At 74.5% G+C, this 19,572-nt stretch carries 18 protein-coding genes; 3 read left to right on the top strand and 15 right to left on the bottom strand.

Going from position 1 to position 19,572, the window contains the following annotated elements; all coding sequences use genetic code 11:
- Nucleotides 1–116 precede the first annotated feature (116 nt).
- The 3 genes from GBN72_RS10790 to GBN72_RS10780 are packed head-to-tail and all read left to right on the top strand — an operon-like array spanning nucleotide 117 to nucleotide 3,512.
- On the top strand, nucleotides 117–1,529 hold the full coding sequence (locus GBN72_RS10790; protein ID WP_151771486.1) for a phenylacetate--CoA ligase family protein: 1,413 nt from the start codon (nucleotides 117–119) through the stop codon (nucleotides 1,527–1,529).
- Nucleotides 1,526–2,251 carry a type 2 periplasmic-binding domain-containing protein gene (locus tag GBN72_RS10785; RefSeq protein ID WP_151771485.1) on the top strand — a complete coding sequence of 242 codons (726 nt, stop codon included), beginning with the start codon at nucleotides 1,526–1,528 and terminating at the stop codon, nucleotides 2,249–2,251. Before GBN72_RS10790 ends, GBN72_RS10785 begins: the two co-directional genes overlap by 4 nt.
- Entirely contained in the window at nucleotides 2,241–3,512 is a 1,272-nt protein-coding gene (locus GBN72_RS10780; protein WP_151771484.1) for an amidohydrolase family protein, read from the top strand. Before GBN72_RS10785 ends, GBN72_RS10780 begins: the two co-directional genes overlap by 11 nt.
- Nucleotides 3,513–3,649: 137 nt before the next feature.
- Here the strand turns inward: GBN72_RS10780 and GBN72_RS10775 are convergent, their stop codons facing one another.
- From GBN72_RS10775 to GBN72_RS10705, 15 genes are all read right to left on the bottom strand, one after another.
- Nucleotides 3,650–4,315 carry a flavodoxin family protein gene (locus tag GBN72_RS10775; protein ID WP_151771483.1) on the bottom strand — a complete coding sequence of 222 codons (666 nt, stop codon included), beginning with the start codon at nucleotides 4,313–4,315 and terminating at the stop codon, nucleotides 3,650–3,652.
- On the bottom strand, nucleotides 4,285–4,884 hold the full coding sequence (locus tag GBN72_RS10770; RefSeq protein ID WP_151771482.1) for an anthranilate synthase component II: 600 nt from the start codon (nucleotides 4,882–4,884) through the stop codon (nucleotides 4,285–4,287). The genes GBN72_RS10775 and GBN72_RS10770 overlap by 31 nt, the downstream gene beginning before the upstream one ends.
- Entirely contained in the window at nucleotides 4,881–6,365 is a 1,485-nt protein-coding gene (locus GBN72_RS10765) for an anthranilate synthase component I family protein (protein ID WP_246212411.1), read from the bottom strand. Before GBN72_RS10765 ends, GBN72_RS10770 begins: the two co-directional genes overlap by 4 nt.
- Nucleotides 6,366–6,533: 168 nt before the next feature.
- Nucleotides 6,534–7,214, bottom strand: coding sequence for a phenylalanine--tRNA ligase beta subunit-related protein (locus GBN72_RS10760; RefSeq protein WP_151771481.1), 681 nt, complete (start codon nucleotides 7,212–7,214; stop codon nucleotides 6,534–6,536).
- The gene (locus GBN72_RS10755; protein ID WP_246212410.1) at nucleotides 7,211–8,641 is read right to left on the bottom strand and encodes a Gfo/Idh/MocA family protein; all 1,431 of its coding nucleotides are present in this window, start codon (nucleotides 8,639–8,641) and stop codon (nucleotides 7,211–7,213) included. The genes GBN72_RS10760 and GBN72_RS10755 overlap by 4 nt, the downstream gene beginning before the upstream one ends.
- The gene (locus GBN72_RS10750) at nucleotides 8,638–9,753 is read right to left on the bottom strand and encodes an Ldh family oxidoreductase (protein WP_151771480.1); all 1,116 of its coding nucleotides are present in this window, start codon (nucleotides 9,751–9,753) and stop codon (nucleotides 8,638–8,640) included. Before GBN72_RS10750 ends, GBN72_RS10755 begins: the two co-directional genes overlap by 4 nt.
- Before the next feature lie 102 nt (nucleotides 9,754–9,855).
- Complete coding sequence (locus tag GBN72_RS10745) at nucleotides 9,856–11,163, bottom strand: M20/M25/M40 family metallo-hydrolase (RefSeq protein ID WP_151771479.1); 1,308 nt, start codon at nucleotides 11,161–11,163, stop codon at nucleotides 9,856–9,858.
- Nucleotides 11,156–12,061 carry a sugar phosphate isomerase/epimerase family protein gene (locus GBN72_RS10740; RefSeq protein ID WP_151771478.1) on the bottom strand — a complete coding sequence of 302 codons (906 nt, stop codon included), beginning with the start codon at nucleotides 12,059–12,061 and terminating at the stop codon, nucleotides 11,156–11,158. Before GBN72_RS10740 ends, GBN72_RS10745 begins: the two co-directional genes overlap by 8 nt.
- A gap of 5 nt (nucleotides 12,062–12,066) precedes the next feature.
- The gene (locus GBN72_RS10735; protein ID WP_164540540.1) at nucleotides 12,067–13,191 is read right to left on the bottom strand and encodes a DegT/DnrJ/EryC1/StrS family aminotransferase; all 1,125 of its coding nucleotides are present in this window, start codon (nucleotides 13,189–13,191) and stop codon (nucleotides 12,067–12,069) included.
- Nucleotides 13,188–14,330: a DegT/DnrJ/EryC1/StrS family aminotransferase gene (locus GBN72_RS10730; RefSeq protein WP_151771476.1), complete on the bottom strand. Its 1,143-nt coding sequence runs from the start codon at nucleotides 14,328–14,330 to the stop codon at nucleotides 13,188–13,190. The genes GBN72_RS10735 and GBN72_RS10730 overlap by 4 nt, the downstream gene beginning before the upstream one ends.
- The gene (gene trpA / locus GBN72_RS10725) at nucleotides 14,327–15,124 is read right to left on the bottom strand and encodes a tryptophan synthase subunit alpha (RefSeq protein ID WP_151771475.1); all 798 of its coding nucleotides are present in this window, start codon (nucleotides 15,122–15,124) and stop codon (nucleotides 14,327–14,329) included. The genes GBN72_RS10730 and trpA overlap by 4 nt, the downstream gene beginning before the upstream one ends.
- Complete coding sequence (gene trpB, locus GBN72_RS10720; protein WP_151771474.1) at nucleotides 15,121–16,308, bottom strand: tryptophan synthase subunit beta; 1,188 nt, start codon at nucleotides 16,306–16,308, stop codon at nucleotides 15,121–15,123. Before trpB ends, trpA begins: the two co-directional genes overlap by 4 nt.
- Nucleotides 16,305–17,102 carry an indole-3-glycerol phosphate synthase TrpC gene (locus GBN72_RS10715; RefSeq protein ID WP_218042040.1) on the bottom strand — a complete coding sequence of 266 codons (798 nt, stop codon included), beginning with the start codon at nucleotides 17,100–17,102 and terminating at the stop codon, nucleotides 16,305–16,307. Before GBN72_RS10715 ends, trpB begins: the two co-directional genes overlap by 4 nt.
- The gene (gene trpD, locus GBN72_RS10710) at nucleotides 17,083–18,147 is read right to left on the bottom strand and encodes an anthranilate phosphoribosyltransferase (RefSeq protein ID WP_151771473.1); all 1,065 of its coding nucleotides are present in this window, start codon (nucleotides 18,145–18,147) and stop codon (nucleotides 17,083–17,085) included. Before trpD ends, GBN72_RS10715 begins: the two co-directional genes overlap by 20 nt.
- Nucleotides 18,147–19,487, bottom strand: coding sequence for a nucleotide sugar dehydrogenase (locus GBN72_RS10705; RefSeq protein ID WP_151771472.1), 1,341 nt, complete (start codon nucleotides 19,485–19,487; stop codon nucleotides 18,147–18,149). Before GBN72_RS10705 ends, trpD begins: the two co-directional genes overlap by 1 nt.
- Between the last annotated feature and the right edge of the window lie 85 nt (nucleotides 19,488–19,572).

Here is a 19,572-nt window from a genome sequence, read left to right as displayed (position 1 = left end):
GGGCACGGCGGGGCGGCCCGCAGTATCGGGAGGGCCGTCTCCCGGACGCGTACGGGCGCACCAGGCGCACACCTGGTGCACGGCACTTCCGCATCCGCCGAACCACTGGGGGAACCATGTGGCTGCCCACGTCCGGGCGACACCGGGACTTCATCGAGCGCTACCTGACCCTGCACGACCGCTACACCGCCGGCGAGCTCCGTGAGGAGGAGTGGCGGCGGTGGGCCGAGGAACAGCTGCGCACGGTCGTCGCGCTCGCCCAGCAGGGCTCGCCCTTCTACGCCCGCCACCTCGCCGGTGTCCGGGCCGACGGGCTCACGCTCGAGAGTCTGCGGCGGCTGCCCTTCACCACCAAGGACGACCTGCGCACCGCCATGCACGACGTCCTCAGCCGCGACCTCGACGAGGCGTGCTTCTACTACGAGACCACCGGCACCACCGGCCCCGCCACCCCCTGCCCGCGCGACCCGCGCGAGGTGATCGCCTCCAACGCGCACGTGACGGAGAGCTGGCGGAACATCTTCACCGACGTCTTCGGCGACCGCGCCCCGCGGGTCGGCGTGATGGGCCCCACCGAGGTGCACTCGCTGGGCGACACCCTCGGCGACGTGGCCCGCAACGTCGGCTCCGCCGTCGCCAAGATCTGGCCGTACTCGCCCGTCATCGGCTTCCCCAAGGCGCTGCAGCTGCTCCGCGACCTCCGCCTGGACGTGGTGTTCTGCACCCCGAACGTGGCCCTGTCGCTGGCCAAGGCCGCGATCGAGGAGGGCCTCGACCCGCGCCGGGACTTCCACGTCAAGGTCTTCCTCGTCACCGGCGAGATGTGCACCCCGGACCTCGCCCGGCAGATCGACCAGGCCTGGGGCGCCCGCACCTACAACGCCCTCTACGGCGCCCAGGAGACCCTCGTCATCGCCTCCGCGTGCGCGCACGGCCGGCTCCACCTGGCCCGGCCCAACTACATCGCCGAGCTGGTCGACCCGGACACCGGCGCCCCGCTCGGCGACACCGGCACCGGGGAACTCGTCGTCACCATGCTGATCGACGGCATCAAGCCGCTGATCCGCTACCGCACCGGCGACCTGGTCGAACTCCGCGCCAACGACTGCGGCTGCGGCGTCCGCGGGCCCGTCGTCCGGGTCGTCGGCCGCACCCGCGACCGGATCGTCCTCGGCGGACACAGCTTCCAGGCCTGGCAGATCGAGCAGGCCGTCCTGGACGGCGTCGACCACGCCTACGGCTACCAGGTCGTCATCGAGCGGGACGACACCGGCGAGGACCTGGTCACCGTCCGCCTCGACCTGCCCGGCGGCCCCGCCCCGGGGCAGCAGGCCGCGCACGCGGGGCGGATCGCCGCCGCGCTCGGGGTGCGCTGCACCGTGGAGTTCCTGGACGAACTCGACCCCGTCACCACCACCGGCGCCTTCGTCAGCTGGAAGGCCGCCCGCATCCACGACCGGCGCTTCGCGTCGGACCACGAGACGGCCGCCGCCCGCCGGCTCGCCGGAGCCAGGGGGCACCGCGCATGACCGAGCCGCTGCTGCGCCCGCCGGGCATCGACCCGGCCGACGCCGACCCCACGCCGTTCCCCATCCTGTGGGAGCCCGCCCGCATACCGAACTCGCCGCTGCTGCGGCCCGGCAGCCTGCCCATCGGCACGCTCGGCCCGGACGGCACCACGTCCATGGTCGCCCTGGACCGGCTCGCGCACCGCCTCGCCCACCTCGGCGGCCCCGCCGTGCACCCCGTGCCGTACGACACCTTCGAGGAACTGCTCGCCGCCGTCGGCACCCGCGGCGGGCCCCGCTACGCGCTGGTGCCGGCGGCCGCGGAGTGCGCCACCCGGTTCTTCTGGTCGCCGTCGCTGCGGCTGGACGCCACCTTCTCCAGCCCCACCCCCGAGTACGGCGTCGCCACCCGCGGTCCGCGGCTGCGCGAGGGCCCGCTGCGGCTGGCCACCCTGCACGAGACGCGGAGCCTGGTGGAGCTGCTGGACGGCCTGGAGGGCGGGCGCGGCGGCTTCGAGATCGTCTGGGTGCCCGCCGAGTCCACCCTGCACGCCGCCCAGCTGGTGGCCGAGGGCCGCGCGGACGCCGCCGTGACCAACGAGCCCGGCCGCCGCCGGCACGGCCTGGTGTTCCAGGTGTCCCGGCCCGGCGTCCCCATGGTGTGGACGGTCTTCGGGCCCGCGGTGCTCGAGCGCCCCGCCACCCCCCTCACCCTGTCAGGAGCCGCATACCGTGACCACTGACCGACGACTGCTGCTGCACGACGTCACCGTCCAGGAGGGGCTGGGCCGCGCCTCGCTGCCGCACCGCTCCGTCCTCCTCGACGGCGAACGGATCGAGGCCGTGCTGCCGGCCTCCGAGGCGCCCGCCGACGGCGACTTCGTCCGCTGGGACCTGGCCGGGCTGACCGTCGTGCCCGGCATGACGCTGGGGCACACCCACATCGCCTACGTCAACGTCACCACGGGCCGCGAGACCCTGTTCAAGTACCGCGTGCCGGAGGTCGCCCTGCACGCGGCGCGGCACGCGGCGGACCTGCTGACCTGCGGGTACACCGCGTTCGTCGGGGCCGGTTCGGTCGCCGGGATCGACATGGCGCTGAAGAACGCCATCGAGGCCGGCGTCATCCCCGGCCCGCGCATCACCCCGTGCAGCCGCGACCTGATGGTGTCGGGCCCGCCCGGGCGGCGCAGCCCCGAGCTCAAGGAGCGGATGCCGCGCGAGCTGATGCCGGTGGTCGACGTCCTCGGCGACCTGGTGAAGTACACCGAGGAGGAGATCGACCAGGGCGCGGAGATCATCAAGGTCTTCTCCTCCGGCGACGACACCTTCCCCAACGCCCGCTCCGACGAACTGCTGTTCAGCCGCGAGGAGCTGGCCCTGGTCGTGAAGACCGCGCACGCGCGCGGGGCGAGGGTGCGGGCCCACTCGCGGGGCCTGGACGGCATCCGCAACGCGCTGGCCGCGGGCGTCGACGTCATCGACCACGCCACCTACGCCGACGACGAGGCGCTGGAGCGGATCGCCGAGCGCGGCGTCTTCGTGGTGCCGAGCCTGTTCCAGCCCGACCGGCTGCTCGCCCTGGGCGAGCGGTTCGGCAAGGCGCCGGACTACCTGGAGGCCCTCGACTTCGAGAAGGAGATCGAGAACACCCTGCGCTTCCTGCCGTTGGCCGAGGACCTCGGGCTGAAGATCGTGCCCGGTGACGACTTCGGCTTCGCCTGGACGCCGCACGGCACCTACGCGGACGAGCTGGTGATGTACGCCGAGCGGGCCGGCATCGCGCCGGAGACGGTCCTCAAGTGGGCCTGCGCCAACGGCGCGGAGCTGGCCGGGCGGGGCGACGACGCCGGTGTCGTCGCCGCGGGCCGCCTCGCCGACCTCGTGGTGTGGGACGGCGACCCGGCGGCGGACCTGCGGGTGCTCCAGGACCGCGGGGCGCTGCGTTCGGTGCTGATCGGCGGCCGCCACGCCGCCGGGCCCCTGACCCCGCCCACTGCCTGACCCACCGTCCGACCCGCGCACCGTCCGGCCCGCGCACCGCCCGACACCCGCGCACCGCCCGAACGCGTGCCCCGGGGCCGAACGCCGGCCCCGGGGCACGCGCTCGGCCCCGGGGCCGTGTCCCGCCGCCGGGCTGTTCACCCCGCGAGGGGGAGCAGCCCGGCGCGTTCGTTGCGGGGGAGGGAGAGGATCCGGGCGGTGTCCTCCCGGCCGCCGTGCGGCAGCAGCAGGACCCGCATCATGTCGATCATGCGGTCGATGAGACCGCGCGCGGCCGCCATGCCCTCGTGGTCCTCGTCCGGGGCGAACTGGTCGTGCACGAAGGCGGGGAAGCCGCTGCCCGCGAGGATCATCCGGTTGAGCAGGACGTTGTCGACGAGCTGCCCGTACACGCGGTCGTGGCTGTAGCGGCGGCCGGTGACGACCACGCCGGCCACCTTGTTGGCGAGCGGGCGCTCGAAGCGCAGGTGCCCGACCCCGGCCCGCTCGACGAAGTTCTGCATCGTGCCCGCCAGGCCGAAGCCGTGGACCGGCGCCGCGTAGAGCACTCCGTCGGCGCGGACCAGCCGGTCGACCAGGGCGGGGACGTCGTCGTCCACGGCGCAGGGCAGGGGCCGGACGTTGCAGTCGCCGCAGCGCCCGCACGGCGTGACGTCGTACTCCGCGAGCGGGATCACGTCCATGTGGACGCCGTGCTCGGCGGCGGCCGCGGCCAGCACGCGCAGTACTCGCGCGGTCAGTCCGTCGGGCCGTTCGGAACCGTTGAGGGCGGCTATCGTCGCCCAGGGGCCGTCGGAAGCCATGGCTGAATCCCTTCGAGGAAGTTGTCGACGAACGCGTGTCCGTTGCTGGTGGTGACGCTCTCCGGGTGGAACTGCAGGCCCTCGACGGGCAGGGCGCGGTGGCGCAGTCCCATCACGCAGCCGTCCTCCCGGGCCCGGGCGCTCACCACCAGCTCGGCCGGCGGCGGGTCCGCGACGGCCAGCGAGTGGTAGCGGGTGACCTCGGTGCCGTCCGGGAGCCCGGTGAAGAGCCCGGAGCCGTCGTGGGCGAGACGGCTGGTCTTGCCGTGCACGGTGCGGGCCGCTCGCTCGATCCGCCCGCCGTAGGCGAGGCCGATCGCCTGGTGCCCGAGGCAGATGCCGAGCAGCGGGACCCGGCCGGCGAAGTGCCGCACCAGCTCCACGTGGCCGGAGTCGGCCGGGTGCCCGGGGCCGGGGCCGAGGACCACCGCGTCCGGACGGCGCGCGGCCAGCTCGACGGGGGTGTGCGCGTGGGCGGTGACGACCTCGGTGAGGGCGCCGCGCTCCCGCAGGTAGTGGTCGATGATGTGCACGAAGCTGTCGCGGGCGTCGACCAGCAGGACCCTCATGCCGCCAGCTCCTCACCGGTCACGGCGGCGTAGACGGCGCCCATCTTGGCCATCGTCTCGCGCCACTCGCCGTCCGCGGAGGAGTCCGCGACGACACCGGCCGACGCCTGGAGCGCGTACGTCCCGGTGCGCGGGTCGTGCACGGCGGTGCGGATGCACAGGGCGAGCGTGGCGGCCCGCCCGCGGACGTCGATCAGGCCGACCGCGCCCGCGTAGGCGCCGCGCGGGCGGCCCTCGATCTCGGCGATCAGCTCCATGGCGCGCACCTTGGGCGCTCCGGTCATGGTGCCGGCGGGGAAGGTGGCGCGCAGCACGGACCACACGTCGGCGTCGCCGGCCAGCTCGCCGCGGACCGTGGAGACCAGGTGGTGGACCTTGGAGAACCCCTCGACGGCCATCATCCGCTCCACCGCGAGCGTGCCGGGCTCGGACACCCGGGCCACGTCGTTGCGGCACAGGTCGACCAGCATGATGTGCTCGGCGCGTTCCTTGGCGTCGGCGCGCAGCGCGGCGACCCGGCGGGCGTCCTCGGCGGGGTCGGCGGCGCGCGCGGTGGTGCCCGCGATGGGCCGCATGGCGAGGCCGCGGTCCTCGATCCGGAAGAGGAGCTCGGGGCTGGCCCCGACGAGGGTGCGGCCCGCCCACGGCACCAGGTACATGTACGGCGACGGGTTGCCCTGCCGCAGCCTGCGGTAGGCGTCCAGGGGCGGCAGCGGCGACGTGACGTCGATGCGGTGGCCCATCTGGATCTGGTACACGTCGCCCGCCCGGATGTGCTCCAGGCAGCGGTGGACACGCTCGGCGTACTCCTCCCGGCGGACGCTGTCGCGCACCGCGGTCGGGCGGGGGGCCGGCGGCACGGGGGCCTCCTCGGCGGGCAGCGTCCGCACCAGCTCCGGCAGTCCGGCGCCGAGGACGCCCGGTCCGCCGAACCCGGCGCTGCGGGCGTGCAGCTCGTGGCTCTCGCCGGTGTCCAGCTCGTAGCGGACGACGTGCCGGAAGAGGGTGAGGACGATCTCCGGGTCCTCGCCCAGGGCCTGCGGGGGCAGCTGCTCCAGGTACCGGGCGGCCTCGTAGCCGAACACCCCGAGGAACCCGAACGCGTACGAGTCGAGGGGCACGTCGGTGCGCACGTCGAACACCGTGTGCAGCTCCCGCAGCAGCCGGGGCACGTCACCGTCCGCGCGGTCCGCGCAGGCGAGCAGCCGGTCCGCCAGCTCGGGCGGGCCGTCCACGCCGACCTGCCCGTCCCGGACGGTGACGCGGGCCAGGACGCCGGCGCCGACCGCGGCGAAGCGGCAGTCGTCCTCGGGGCCGGCCAGGCTCTCGAAGAGGAACACCTCGTCCTCGCCGAGCAGTCGGCGCAGCGCGGCGCACAGCGCCAGCGGGGCGTGCGGGGCGAGCGGGGTCCGTGCCACGCCCACCCGCAGGGGTGCGGCGTCCGCGCGGGGCGGCGCGGGCGCGACGGCAGTCATGGTCATCGTGGGTGGGTCCCCTTCGGTACGTGGGTCGGCCGGCGAAGTAACGCCAGCCAACCAATCGCGCGTACCCACGGAGCAGTCCACCGGGCCGGGGCGGTGGCGTACCACTTGACCGCGGTGCGGGCCGGGGCCTGACCGCGGTGCGGGGGCCGGGGCCCGGCCGTGACCTCAGCCGCGGCCCCCGCCCAGCAGCGCGGCGGCCCGCAGGAGGGCCGTCCGGCAGGTGTCCTCGTCGACGCCGGGCACCGAGCAGGCCAGCAGCAGCACCCGGCGGGTGCCGTCGGTCACCGCCTGGTGCACCCCGTCCCGGTGCGCGAACAGCGACAGCACCCGCTCGTCGTCGGCGAGCACCGGCCGTCCGGCCTCCAGCACCACCGGACCGTCCGACCCGAGCGCGGTGAACTCCTCCGTGCCGTCGCTCAGCCGCAGCCGCACCTCGCCCGCCAGCCGGTCCCGGTCGAACAGGCCGAGCGCGACCAGGCTGTCCGCCGCGACCGCGTTGACGGCGTCGACGGCCGGGTTGATCCGAGGCCAGGCGCCGAGCGGCTTGGCCCGCAGCCCCCGGTCGATGAGCGCCTGCACGGACGGCGGCTGCTTGTCCGGGTGGCTGCCCAGCCGCCGGCTCAGCTCCCGGTAGGCGGCCACCTGCGGCGCCGACCGGATCTCGGAGCGGCTCGCCCCGGTCCAGCGGGCGTGCGCCTGGGCCCAGACGTCCTCCGCCGGGGCGGCTTTGCCCGCGGCGACCTCCGCCTCCAGGGTGAGCACCCGGACCCCGGGCATCAGCTCCCGGGCCTCGGGCTGGACGGGGATCACGCGGAAGGTGGCGGTGCGGTACGCGGCGCCGGTCATCGGGTGCCTCCGGAGAAGGTGAGGGTGTCCGTGGTGTGCAGGTCGAGGTCCTCGGCGGTGAAGACCTGATCGGTGTCGATGAGGATGTTGTAGTGGTTGGGCGCGTGGCACTCGTCGAATCCGGCCACCCGCCCGATCGGCCCGCCGGGGCCCGTCACCACGTCGCCCCGCTCGATCACCGTCGCCGCGGCGAACTCGGCGAAGCCCAGGAATCCCACGTGGTCGACCCGGTCCCCGGTGGTGGTGGGCCGGTCGGTGGTGGTGACCAGTTCGTGCACGTCGCCGGCGCGCACGCAGCGCGACTGCCAGGGCGACAGCCGCATGCCGCGGTCGGTGCGCCGGTGGAACAGCAGCTTGACCAGGTGGGCGGCGACCGGGTCCTTGGCCGGCATCCGCAGCCGTTCCTCCTTGGTCCGTCCGATTCCGTACGCCTCCTCGACCAGGTCGACGATGTGCGGGCCGCGGTCCGGCCCCCTCCGGCCGTCGCGCACCACCCGGTGGAAGTCCGCCATGATGCCGGCGTACTCGTGGTCCAGGGACGACTTGAACGCGGTGAAGCCGTCCAGCATGTCGGCGCGCAGTTCCCGGCCGTCCTTGAGGTGGACGGTGATGTCCTTGCGCTCGCCGGTCTCCAGCGCCCAGTCCAGCTCCACCCGGACCGGGATGCCCTCGGCGGTGGCAAGCTGGAGCTCGGCGCAGAACTCCACACCGGCCCGGACGTCCCCGATGGTGGCGTCGCGCAGGGTGAGCGGGCCGAGCACGGTCTCCAGGGCGTCGAGGGCGTTGGGGCCGTTGTCTATGACGCAGCCGCCGCCGCACCGCTCGATGTCCTGGTACCAGCGGTCGGAACCGGTGTGCTCCTCGATCCTCTCGTCGTAGTGGCTGGTCACGTGCGAGATCAGTTCCCGTGCGGGCAGCCGGTCCGCCAGGTCGAGCACGTGGACGTTGTAGCGGCGGTGGAAGGCGGTGAACAGGGTGGCCCCGAAGGCGTCGGCGAGCGCCGTCAGGGCGTGCGCGTCCTGGGAGGAGACGGTCAGCGGCTTCTCGCAGCACACGTGGACGCCGGCGCGCAGCGCGTCGGCGACGACCGGGGCGTGCGCGTGGTTGGGCAGGGTGACGACCACCCCGTCCACCAGGCCCGAGGCCAGCAGTTCGCGGTGGTCGGTGAAGACGGCGGTGCCGGGGCCGAATGCGGTCAGCTTGGTCTCGTCGAGGTCGCAGACGGCGGTCAGCCGCAGCCCGGGGTCGTCCTCGACGGCCCGCAGGAAGAAGGGGGCGATGACGCCCAGTCCGATCACTCCGATGCGCATGGTCGTGCGGTCCTTTCCGTTCGCGGGGTCGTTCGCGGGGTCGTTGGCGGGGTCCTTCGCGGAGGTGTTCGCCGGATCGGTCGCGTGGCCGTCCGGTCCGGCCGGGGGCGGGCTCATGCCGCCGTCCTCAGGCCCTCGCCGGTCAGCGCCGCGGGCGCCACGACGGAGAGCCGGCCGGCCAGCGCGGCCAGCCCCTCGGCGACCGGCCCGGGCAGCTCGACGCCCTCGCGCCGCGACCGCTCGTACCGCTCGGCCTCCGGGGCGCCCGGGTAGGTGACGCCCCGGGTCGCGTAGGCGGCGGCCGGGGAGTTGACGACCGTGTCCAGCAGGGTGCGGTTCTCGGCGGCGATGGTCCGCGCGGAGCCGAAGGCCGACGGGTCGATCACGATCGCGGTGTGGCCCACGTTGTCGTCGCTCGCCGGTTCGCCCTTCAGCACGCCGGGACGCGGGCCGTAGGCGGCGCCGGCCAGCGGGCCGCACAGCAGGTCGACCAGGAGGGCGAGGCCGAAGCCCTTGGCGCCGCCGGTCTCGGCGGGACCGCCCAGCCAGGCGACGTCGGCCTCCTCGTCCATGAACGCGGCCGGGTCCGTCGTCGGCGTGCCGTCGTGCCGCACCAGCCACTCCCGCGGTACCTCCTGGCCCTCGCGGTGGGCGGCCTTGATCTTGCCGGTGGCGACCACGGTGGTGCTCATGTCGAGGACGAAGGGGGCGCCCCGGGTGACCGGCACGGCGGCGCTGAGCGGGTTGGTGCCGAGCATCCGCACGGTGCCGCCCAGCGGCGGGGCGACGCCCTGCGCGCCGCAGTTGGTCATCGCCAGGCCGATCAGCCCGGCGGCGGCGGCCTTCTGCGTGTAGTAGCCGGCGCTGCCGAAGTGGGTGCTGTTGCGCACGGCGACCATGCCGATCCCGGTGGTGCGGGCCTTGTCCATGGCGATGTCCATGGCGAGGTCCATGGTGACCAGGCCGAGGCCGCGGTCACCGTCGAGCAGGGCGGCCCCGGCGGTCTCCTGGACGACGCGCGGGGCGGCGTCGGCGGCGATCCGGCCGTCGAGCAGCCGGGGCGCGTAGATGTTCACCAGTCCGTTGGTGCCGTGCGTGGTGAAGCCGTGCGCGTCGGCGTACGTGATCACGTCGGAGGCGGTGCGGGCGGACGTGGCGTCGAGGCCGCACTCGGTGAGGACGTCCTGGACGAAGGCGGTGAGCTCGGCGAGGGGGACGCGGACGGTCATGGCTGTTCTTCCTTCTTTCGGGCGGTGGGACTTTCCGGCGGGTGGGTCTTTCGGGTGGGTCTCTCGGGTGGGTGGGGCGTGGGAGGTGCGCGGGTGGGCGGGTCAGGCGGTGCGGGCGGCGAACGCGTGCACCAGCTCCTTGATCCGCCGCGCGTAGGCGTCGAGGTCGTCCAGGTTCACGAACTCGGCGGGCGTGTGGGCGCCGTTGGCGTCCAGGCGGCCCGGTCCGCACGCCGCGACGTAGCGGCCGGGTCCGGGGGCCCAGATCGCGTCGCAGGTGAACGCGGAGCCGTCGGCGAGGCCGTCGTGCCGGCTGAACCCGGCGCTCTCCAGCATCAGTTCGCCCTCCGGGTCGCGGTTGCGCAGCGTGGGCAGACCCTGCTTGAGCCAGTCCAGGCGGACGATGCGCCGCCAGTCGCGCACCGTGCGGCGGGTGAACGGGTCGTGGGCGTGCAGCTGGGCGAACTCGGTCCGGGCCTCCTCGATCAGCACCTCCAGCGAGGCGGCGAGCAGTTCGGCCTGCTCGGTCGCCGGATAGGCGATGTTGAGGAGCAGCCGGCCGCCGCCGTAGACCCGGTTGTGGGCGGTGCCGGTGTGCAGGCCGGCGACGCAGAGCTTGGCGCCCATGCCGTGCGCGAGCGGGCCCAGCCGGCGGGAGAGGAAGTCGGCGAGGAAGCCGAGCAGCACGGTGGCGTTGTGGCCGTCGGCGGGGTGGTCGTCGGTGGAGTCCTCGCCGAGCACGGTGATCCGCGGGGTCATCGCGGCGGTGCAGCCGTCCATGAAGGTGCTGCCGGTGGGCTCGGCGAAGATCATCAGCCGTCCGGTGTGTCCGGCGTCGACCAGGGCGCGGGTCCCGTACGTCCCCATCGCGCCGCCCTCCTCGCCGGGGACGGAGGCGATGCGGACCTCGATCCGGCCGTCCAGCCCCGGGTCCTCGGCGAAGGCGGCGGCCACCCCGACCGCGGCGGCGATCCCCGGGCCCTTGTCGTCGACGGCACCCCGGCCGTGCAGGATCCGCCCCTCCAGGCGCGGCGGGACGTGCGGGCCGACGGTGTCCACGTGGAAGTTGACGACCAGCCGCCGCGCCTCCGGCTGCGGGGACCCGTACCCGACGACCACCGACGGCTGACCGGCCAGGAATCCGGGCAGGTCACGCCGGGCCGCCTCCCGCACCGGGGCCGGCACCTCCGGGCGCTCCAGCAGCTCGGGGGCGGGGGACTGGTGCAGCACGGTGGTGAAGCCGCGCTCGGCCGCACCCGCCAGGAAGACCCGCTGCGCGCGGGCCGCGCCGTCCAGGGGGCCGCCCTCCAGGGGCGAGACGGAGTCCACGGCCATCAGATCGGTCAGCCACTGCACGTCGGCGGCGCTCAGACCGGTGCCGGCGGTGGCCGTCCGGGTCGACTCAGCCATGGTGACTCTCCTTCCAGTACAGGGGGTTGTGCGCGGTGTCGACACCGAGCAGGGCGGCGAGGCGGCGGGCGTAGGCGCGGTACCCGTCGGCGAGCGCGGCCGGGTCGCCGGCCACGCCGAGGTGCGGGATGTGCGCGAGGTGGGGTTCGAGGCTGTAGTGGCCGCGGTAGCCGTGCTCCTCCAGCAGGCGCACGCACTCGGCCACCTCCGCCGTGCCCTCGCCCGGCAGGGTGAACTCGGCGGTGCCGTCGGGCCGGACCACGCCGTCCTTGATGTGCACGTGCTCCACCCAGGGCAGCACCTGCCGCAGGAACGACACCGAGTCGTAGCCGTAGGCGAGGCCGTTGCCGGTGTCGAACAGCAGCCGCAGCCGGGAGCTGCCGACCTCCTCCAGCATCCGCAGGGTGTGCGCGGCGCTCCGGCCGCCCCAGCCCTGGCAGTTCTCGTGCAGCAGGGTGACGCCGAGGCGTTCGGCCTCGCGGGCCAGCAGCCGCATCCGGCGCAGCGCCTCACGCCGCCACTCGCGCTCCGGGCGCCCGTCGTTGGGGTACGACATCACCCGCAGCCGGTCGCAGCCCAGCAGCGCCGCCGCCCGGGCGGAACGCTCCAGGACCGCCAGTTCGCTGTTGACGTCGGTGGCGACGGTGGTGGACCAGGAGCCGACCGGGGTGTCCACGACGGGCACCCGCAGCCCGGTGACGATGGTGCGCCGGGCGACGTCCGCGACGTCGCCGGGGGCCAGTTCGTGCAGACCGAACCCGTCCACGGTGCGCAGCTCGATCACTTCCATGCCGAGCTCGTGGTGGATGGCCAGCTGGCCGGTCAGGTCGGGGGCGGCCTCGTCGCCGATGCCGCACAGCCGGTCGGGGGTGATACGCGGGCCGTTCGGCACGCCCATCACGCTCACCTCCCCGCCGCGTAGAAGCGCTGCACGGCGGTGACCACGCGCTCGGCCGCGCCCGGCGCCATGTCCGGGTGCAGCGGGAGGGCGAGGGCCTCCCGGGACAGCCGCTCGGCGACCGGGAAGTCACCCTCGTGGTGGCCGAGATGGGCGAAGGCGGGCTGCAGGTGGAGGGGGCGCGGATAGTAGACGGCCGTCTCGATGCCCTGCCCCGCCAGGTGGGCGCGCAGCGCCTCGCGCTCCTGGGCGCGCACCACGTACGTGTAGACGGCGCGCCCGGCGAACCCGGCCGCCGGAGGCAGCAGCGCGGGAGCCAGCGGGCGCAGTCCCTCCTCGTAGATCTCGGCGATCGCGCGCCGCCGGCGCAGGAGCTCGTCCAGGTGCGGCAGCTTGCGCAGCAGGAACCCGGCGGTCAGCTCGTCCATCCGGCAGTTGAAGCCGAGCAGTTCGTGGTAGAAGCGCTTGCCGGCGGGCTGGCCGTGGTTGCGCAGCATGCGGGCGGTGCGGGCGAGGCCGTCGTCGTCGGTGACGATCATGCCGCCGTCCCCGATGCCGCCGGCGGGCTTGGCCGGGAAGAACGAGTACACCCCGGCGACGCCGTGCCGGCCGGCGGGCCGCCCGTCGACCTCGGCGCCCAGGGCGACGGCGCTGTCCTCGATGACGTGCAGTGCGTGCCGGGCGGCCAGCGCGGTCAGGTCGGCCATCCGCGGCGAGTCGGCGAACAGGTAGGCGGGCAGCACGGCCCGGGTCCGCCCGGTGACGGCGGCCTCGGCGGCGGCGGGGTCGAGCAGGGCCGTGTCGTACTCGACGTCGGCGAAGACCGGGCGGGCGCCCCGCAGGGCGACGGTGGAGGCGGTGGAGACGTAGGAGAAGGCCGGGGTGACGACCTCGTCTCCCTCGCCGATGCCGAGGGCGGCCAGGATCACGCTCAGCGCGCCGGTGCCGCCGGCCACGGCCACGGCGTGCGCCGCCCCGGTGCGCCGGGTGATCTCCGCCTCCAGGCGTTCCACCCGGGACTTGAGGATGAACTCGTCGCTCTCGGCGACCTCCCGGAAGACGTCCACGATGTCGTCGACCCAGCCGGCGGAACGGGCGGGCCAGTCGGCGTAGGGGATGGCTGTGGTCACGATGCATCTCCGTAGAAGGCGTGGATCAGTGCGGCGACGTGGTCGGCCTGCGCGTCGGTCAGGTCGGGGTAGAGCGGCAGGGCCAGGGCGCGCCGGGCCGCGGCCGCGGCCACCGGCACGGGGTGGCGGGAGCCCGGCAGCGGGGCGAGCAGGGGCTGCTCGGTGAGCGGGCGCGGGTAGTAGGCCTCGGTGCCGACGCCGTGCGCCTCGAGGTGGGCGGCCAGTTCGTCCCGGCGGTCGCACTCGATGAGGTAGACGTAGTAGATCTGGTTGCTCGGCGTCTTGGCGGGCGCCATCCAGGGCGTCGTCACCTTCCCGGCGAGCGGCGCGAGCAGCCGGTCGTACCGGGCGGCCAGTTCGGCGCGCCGCCCGGTCTCCTCGGTCAGCCGCTCCAGGCGGTGCAGCAGGAACGCCGACTGCAGTTCGTCGCAGCGGCTGTTGTAGCCGATCTCCTCGTGGACGTACGTGCCCTCCGTGTCCTGCCCGTGCTGGCGCAGCCGCCGGGCGCGGGCGGCGACGCGGTCGTCGTCGGTGAGCAGCATGCCCGCGTCGCCGAGCGAGCCGAGGGTCTTGGTGGGGAAGAAGGAGAGCACCCCGCCGCTGCCCCACAGGCCTGCGTGCACGCCGCCGGCCCGCATGTCGATGCCCTCGGCGCTGTCCTCCAGCAGCATCAGCCCGTGCCGGTCGGCGAGGTCCCGCAGCACCTCCATGTCGGCCATCTGGGAGAACAGGTGCACCGGCATGATCGCCTTGGTGCGCGGGGTGATGGCGGCCTCGGCGCGCGCGGGGTCCATGGCGTAGCTGCCCGGCAGGACGTCCACCAGGACCGGCTGCGCGCCGACGTGCAGCACGCACGACGCGGTCGCGAAGAAGGTGTACGCGGGCACGATCACCTCGTCGCCGGGGCCGATGCCGGCCGCCCGCAGCAGGATGACCAGGGCGTCGGTGCCGTTGGCGACGGCCACCGCGTGCCGGGCGCCGGTGCGCTCGGCGATCGCGGCCTCCAGCTCCGCGGTGACCGGGCCGGAGGTGAACCGGCCGGAGGCGGCGACCTCGCGGATCCTGGCCTCCAGCCGGGGCCAGTCGCGGCGGACGGAGGCGGCCCCGCTGAAGAAGGGGACGGTGGTGGTCTCGCTCATCGGGTGGCCGCCTTCAGGGAGGAGACCAGCTCGGTGACGGCCCGGCGGCGGCCGGCCGCGTCGCGGGCCTCGCCGACCGCCCGCAGCAGCGCGCTGCCGACGATGACGCCGTCCGTCCTGCCGTGCAGCGCCGCCACGTGCTCGGGGCGGGAGATGCCGAACCCGACGGCCATCGGGGTGTCGCCGGCCGCGCGGACCCGCTCCAGGTAGGCGTCGATGCCCGGGTCGAGCTCGGAGCGCACCCCGGTGACGCCGTTCGCGGCGAGGACGTAGAGGAAGCCGCGGGAGGCGGCGGAGGAGGCGGCGATCCGCTCCGGCGAGCTGCCGGGCGCGGCGAAGAACGCCTGCCCCAGGTCGGCGGCGCGGGCCCGCTCGAGCCACGGGCCGCCCTCGCTGACCGGCAGGTCGGGGACGACGAAGCCGTCGGCGCCGGCCGTGCGGGCGTCGTCGTACAGCTGGGTCAGCCCGTAGCGCAGGAACGGGTTGCAGTAGCCCATGAGCACGATCGGCGCCTCGACGCCGGCGGCCCGCGCCTCGGCGACCACGTCGATGGTGGCGGCCGTGGTGGTGCCGGTGTCCAGGGCGGCCTGGCCGGTGGCCTGGATGACCGGGCCGTCGCCCAGCGGGTCGGAGAAGGGGACGCCCAGTTCGATCACGTCGGCGCCCGCGTCCACGGCGGCGCGGATCAGGCCGACGGTCTCGCCGAGCGAGGGGTACCCGGAGGTGATGTAGGCGACCAGGGTCGTCTCCTCCTTGACCCGGTTGTCGGTGAAGGTCTGCTCGAGGCGCTTCATCGGGAGTTCTCCTCACGCTGCTTGAGGGCGGCCATGGCGGAGGTGAGGTCCTTGTCACCGCGGCCGGAGAGGTTGACGAGGACGGTGCTGCCGGGCTCGCAGCCGCGGGCCACCTTCAGTGCGCCGGCCACCGCGTGCGCGGACTCCAGGGCGGGGACGATGCCCTCGTGGGCGCTCAGCGCGGCGAAGGCGTCCAGGGCCTCGTCGTCGGAGGCGGAGATGTACTCGACCTTGCCGGTGTCCTTGTAGTGCGAGTGCTCGGGGCCGACGCCCGCGTAGTCGAGGCCGGGGGCGATGGAGTGGGTCAGCTGGATCTGGCCGTCGTCGTCCTGGAGCAGGTAGGTGCGGGTGCCCTGGAGGACGCCCGGCTCCCCGTACAGCAGGGGCGCCGCGTGGCCGCCGTCGCCGCCCTTGCCCTCGCCGGCCGCCTGCACGCCGACCAGCCGGACCGGGTCGTCGAGGAAGGCGCTGAACATGCCGGCCGCGTTGGAGCCGCCGCCGACGCAGGCCACGACCACGTCGGGCAGCCGGCCGTTCTCCTCCAGGAACTGGGCGCGGGCCTCGCGGCCGATGACCGACTGGAAGTTGCGCACGATGGTCGGGAAGGGGTGCGGGCCGACGACGGAGCCGAGCAGGTAGTGGGTGGTGTCGGGGTGCGCGATCCATTCGCGGATCGCCGCGTTGATGGCGTCCTTCAGGGTCGCGGTGCCCAGGTCCACCAGCTCCACCCGCGCACCGAGCAGCTTCATCCGCTGCACGTTCGGGGCCTGCCGCTCGGCGTCGACGCGGCCCATGTAGACGGTGGCGTCCAGACCCAGGTAGGCGCAGGCGGCGGCGACGGCCACGCCGTGCTGGCCGGCGCCGGTCTCGGCGATGATCCGCTTCTTGCCCAGCCGGTGGGCGAGCAGCGCCTGCCCGATCGAGTTGTTGATCTTGTGGGCGCCGGTGTGGGTGAGGTCCTCCCGCTTCAGCCAGAGCTTGACGCCGTTCTCCGTGACGCCGAGCCGGTGCAGCTCGGTGATCGGGGTCGGCCGTCCGACGAACATCTTCAGCAGCCGGTCGAGCTCCTCGGTGAACTCCGGGTCCAGCAGCGCCTTGTGGTACTCCGCCTCCAGTTCCTCCAGCGGGCCCACCAGGGTCTCCGCGACGAACTGTCCGCCGTACTCGCCGAATCGGCCGTTCACGAGGCCACCTCCAGGATCGGGACCCCGGTGCAGGACCGGACCTGCGCGGCGGGGTCGGGGCTGTTGAGCAGGGACTCGCCGATCAGCGCGGCGTCGAAGCCGTGCGCGGCGATGCGTTCGATGTCGGCGCGGCCGGACAGGCCGCTCTCGCTGACGGTCAGCACGTCGCGAGGGAGGCCGCGGCGCAGCCGGGCCGAGTTCTCCAGGTCCACCGCGAAGGTCTGCAGGTCCCGGTTGTTGATGCCGACGATGCGGGCTCCGGCGTTCAGCGCCCGGTCCACCTCGTCCTGGGTGAAGGTCTCCACCAGCGCGTCCAGGCCGAGGCCGTGCGCGCTCTGCACGAGGTCCTTCAGCAGGGCGTCGTCGACGGCGCGGACGATGACGAGGACGGCGTCGGCGCCGCTGTCGTGGGCGAGCCGCACCTGGCGGGTGTCGACGAAGAAGTCCTTGAAGAGGACCGGCACGCTCACCCACGGGTCCTCGGCGACCGAGCGGACCAGTTCGGGCGATCCGCCGAAGTACGGGGTGTCGCCGAGCACGGAGACCGCGGAGGCGCCGGCGGCGCTGTAACCGCGGGCGGTGGGGATCGCCCGGGCGAGGTCCAGCAGCTGTCCCTTGGACGGGGACTTCGGCTTGATCTCGGCGATGACCGAGACCTCCGGGCCGCCGATCGCGGCGGCGAACCGGCCGGGCTCGGCCGGGACCAGCCGGCCCCGGGCGGCGGCGTCGGCCGCGGCCGGACCGCTCCAGGCGGCCCGTTTGGCCGCGACGATGTCATCGAGATGCATGGCCATGACGGCCCTCCTGCTTGGTGTGGGAAAGGGCGAGGCGCTCGACCAGCGCGGCGGGCGCCTGGCGGCGGACGGCGTCCCGGGCGAGGGCCAGGCCGGCCGCCAGGTCGTCCGCGGCTCCCGCCAGGTGGAGCACGGCGGCCGCGTTCAGCAGCACCGTGTCCAGCAGCGGCGCCGGCGCGGCGCCGGTCAGCACCTGGCGGGCGAGGACCGTGTTGCGTGTGGCGTCGCCGCCCGCCAGGTCGGCCGGGCCCGCCGGGCTCAGCGGCAGTCCGGCCGGGTCGAGGGTGAACTCGGCGGGCTCGCCGCCGTCGACCCGCAGCACCCGCGAGGGCCCGTCGGTGGTCAGCTCGTCCATGCCGCCGGCGCCCCGGACGACCCAGGTCCGCCGGTGGCGGAGCATGGCGGCCGCCTCGGCCAGGACTTCCTGGTCCTCGCGGGTCGCGGCGCCGATGAGCCGGCCGGTCAGCGGCACCGGGTTGGAGAGCGGCCCGGAGAGGTTGAACAGGGTGCGGAAGCCCAGCCGGCGGCGGATCGGCGCGAGCCTGCGCAGCGCCGGGTGGAGCGCCGGGGTGAACAGGAACGCGAACCGGTGCTCGGCCAGCTGCCCGGGGATGCCCTCGCCGGGGTCGAGATCGACGCCGAGGGCCTCCAGCAGGTCGGCGCTGCCGCACCGTGAGGTCGCCGCCCGGTTGCCGGCCTTGGCGACCGTCGCGCCCGCCGAGGCCGCGACGAGGGCCGCCAGGGTGGAGATGTTGACCGAGCCGCTGCCGTCGCCGCCGGTGCCGACCACGTCGACCGCGGGCCGGGTCCAGGCGACCGGCCGGGCCACCGCGAGGACGCCCCGCACCGCGGCGGCCACCAGCACCGGGGTGGCCCCGCCGACCGCCACGGCGGTCAGGAAGGCGGCGACGTCCACCGGGTCCGTGGACTCGTCCAGCAGTTCGGTCACGGCCTCCCGGGCGGCCGGCGGCGACACCGTGCGGCCGGCGACCGCGTCGCGGGTGACGGCGGGCAGCGCCCGGCCGGCGAGCAGGGCCGCCGCCATCACAGCACCGCCACGGCGCTGGCCGGCGAGAGCGTGTTGTGGGTGTCGAGGACCAGCGGCGGGATGCGCCACAGCAGGTCGCGCTCCAGCCCCGGCACCGGGGTGACCAGCACCGCGGCGTCCTGCTGGGCCAGTTCGACCGCGGACCAGCCGACCGCCTTGACCGGCTCGCCGTCCAGGGCGAGGCTCGGCACCAGCGGGTCGTGGTACGACACCCGGGCGCCGGCGGCCCGCAGCCCGCGGATGATCTCCAGGGCGGGCGCGTTGCGCAGGTCGGCGACGCCGCTCTTGTAGCTGACGCCCACGATCAGCACGTGGGCGCCGTGCAGCGAGGAGCCGCGCTCCGCGAACAGCTCCGCCAGCCGGTCGACGACCTGCCGGGGCCGCCGCTCGATCCGCTCGTAGGCGGCGTCGACCAGCTTCGTCTCGGTGCCGGCCGCGGCGGCGGCCTCCCGCAGGAACAGCGGGTCGACCGGGATGCACTCGCCGCCCACGCCCGGACCGGGGTAGTGCGCGAGGAACCCGTAGGGCTTGGTGGAGGCGGCGTCGATGACCTCGCGGACGGGGATGTCCAGCTGCCGGCACAGGTCCGACAGCTCCAGCGTGAGGCTGATGTTGACCAGCCGGAACGTGTTCTCGAAGACCTTGGACAGCTCGGCGACCTCCAGCTGCGAGACCGGCACCACCGTCTCGCAGACCTGCCCGAACAGGGCCGCCGCGCGGCGGGTGCACTCCTTGGTGAGGCCGCCCACCACCTTCGGGGTGTTGGCCAGGTTCCAGCCGTTGGTGTTGGCCGGGTCGACCCGCTCGGGGGCCATCGCGACGTGGAAGTCGGTGCCCGGCTCCAGCCCGGTGGCGCGGGCCAGCTTGGCCGCCGCGGCCGCCGTGGTGCCCGCGGGGACCGTGGACTGCAGGACGATCAGCATCCCGCGGCGCAGCAGCGGCGCCACCGAGTCCATCGCGGACTCCACGTAGTCCAGGTTGGCCTGCTGGTCGCCGGTGACCGGGGTCGGCACGCAGACGATCAGGGCGTCGGAGCCGGCCAGTTCGCCGGGCTCGGTGGTGGCGCTCAGCCGGTCGGCGGCGGCGGCCAGTTCGGCGTCGCTCACGTCCGGCAGGTAGGACTCGCCGCGTATCACCTGGCCGACCCGGTGGGTGTCCGTGTCCAGGCCGCGGACCGGGAAGCCGGCGGTGGCGAACCCGAGACCGAGCGGCAGACCGGTGTAACCGAGTCCGACGATTCCCACCCGCAGCGTCCGGCGCTCGATCATCTCGTCGAACCGGGTGGCACCGTCCCGCTGGTGGAACTCGGGAGTGAGTACGCCAGTTGTCTCAGCCATGGGGCTTTCTCCTCGGAGTGCTATAACTAGGGGCCGTTGGCGCTTCTATGACGCCAGTGGACGCGGGCGGACACCCAGACCACTG

It is taken from the genome of Streptomyces abyssomicinicus (genome assembly GCF_008974245.1).
GTDB classification, from domain to species: Bacteria; Actinomycetota; Actinomycetes; order Streptomycetales; family Streptomycetaceae; genus Streptomyces; species Streptomyces abyssomicinicus.
The sequence above is the reverse complement of the archived record's forward strand: the minus strand, read 5'-3'. Positions and strand labels throughout refer to the sequence as shown.

Bases quoted from the DNA above. Each gene is read 5' to 3' on its own strand.
- GBN72_RS10790 (WP_151771486.1), top strand. From the start codon at position 117: ATGTGGCTGCCCACGTCCGGGCGACACCGGGACTTCATCGAGCGCTAC.
- GBN72_RS10785 (WP_151771485.1), top strand. From the start codon at position 1,526: ATGACCGAGCCGCTGCTGCGCCCGCCGGGCATCGACCCGGCCGACGCC.
- GBN72_RS10775 (WP_151771483.1), bottom strand. From the start codon at position 4,315: ATGGCTTCCGACGGCCCCTGGGCGACGATAGCCGCCCTCAACGGTTCC.
- GBN72_RS10770 (WP_151771482.1), bottom strand. From the start codon at position 4,884: ATGAGGGTCCTGCTGGTCGACGCCCGCGACAGCTTCGTGCACATCATC.
- GBN72_RS10765 (WP_246212411.1), bottom strand. From the start codon at position 6,365: ATGACCATGACTGCCGTCGCGCCCGCGCCGCCCCGCGCGGACGCCGCA.
- GBN72_RS10760 (WP_151771481.1), bottom strand. From the start codon at position 7,214: ATGACCGGCGCCGCGTACCGCACCGCCACCTTCCGCGTGATCCCCGTC.
- GBN72_RS10755 (WP_246212410.1), bottom strand. From the start codon at position 8,641: ATGAGCCCGCCCCCGGCCGGACCGGACGGCCACGCGACCGATCCGGCG.
- GBN72_RS10750 (WP_151771480.1), bottom strand. From the start codon at position 9,753: ATGACCGTCCGCGTCCCCCTCGCCGAGCTCACCGCCTTCGTCCAGGAC.
- GBN72_RS10745 (WP_151771479.1), bottom strand. From the start codon at position 11,163: ATGGCTGAGTCGACCCGGACGGCCACCGCCGGCACCGGTCTGAGCGCC.
- GBN72_RS10740 (WP_151771478.1), bottom strand. From the start codon at position 12,061: ATGGGCGTGCCGAACGGCCCGCGTATCACCCCCGACCGGCTGTGCGGC.
- GBN72_RS10730 (WP_151771476.1), bottom strand. From the start codon at position 14,330: ATGAGCGAGACCACCACCGTCCCCTTCTTCAGCGGGGCCGCCTCCGTC.
- trpA (WP_151771475.1), bottom strand. From the start codon at position 15,124: ATGAAGCGCCTCGAGCAGACCTTCACCGACAACCGGGTCAAGGAGGAG.
- GBN72_RS10715 (WP_218042040.1), bottom strand. From the start codon at position 17,102: ATGGCCATGCATCTCGATGACATCGTCGCGGCCAAACGGGCCGCCTGG.
- trpD (WP_151771473.1), bottom strand. From the start codon at position 18,147: ATGGCGGCGGCCCTGCTCGCCGGCCGGGCGCTGCCCGCCGTCACCCGC.
- GBN72_RS10705 (WP_151771472.1), bottom strand. From the start codon at position 19,487: ATGGCTGAGACAACTGGCGTACTCACTCCCGAGTTCCACCAGCGGGAC.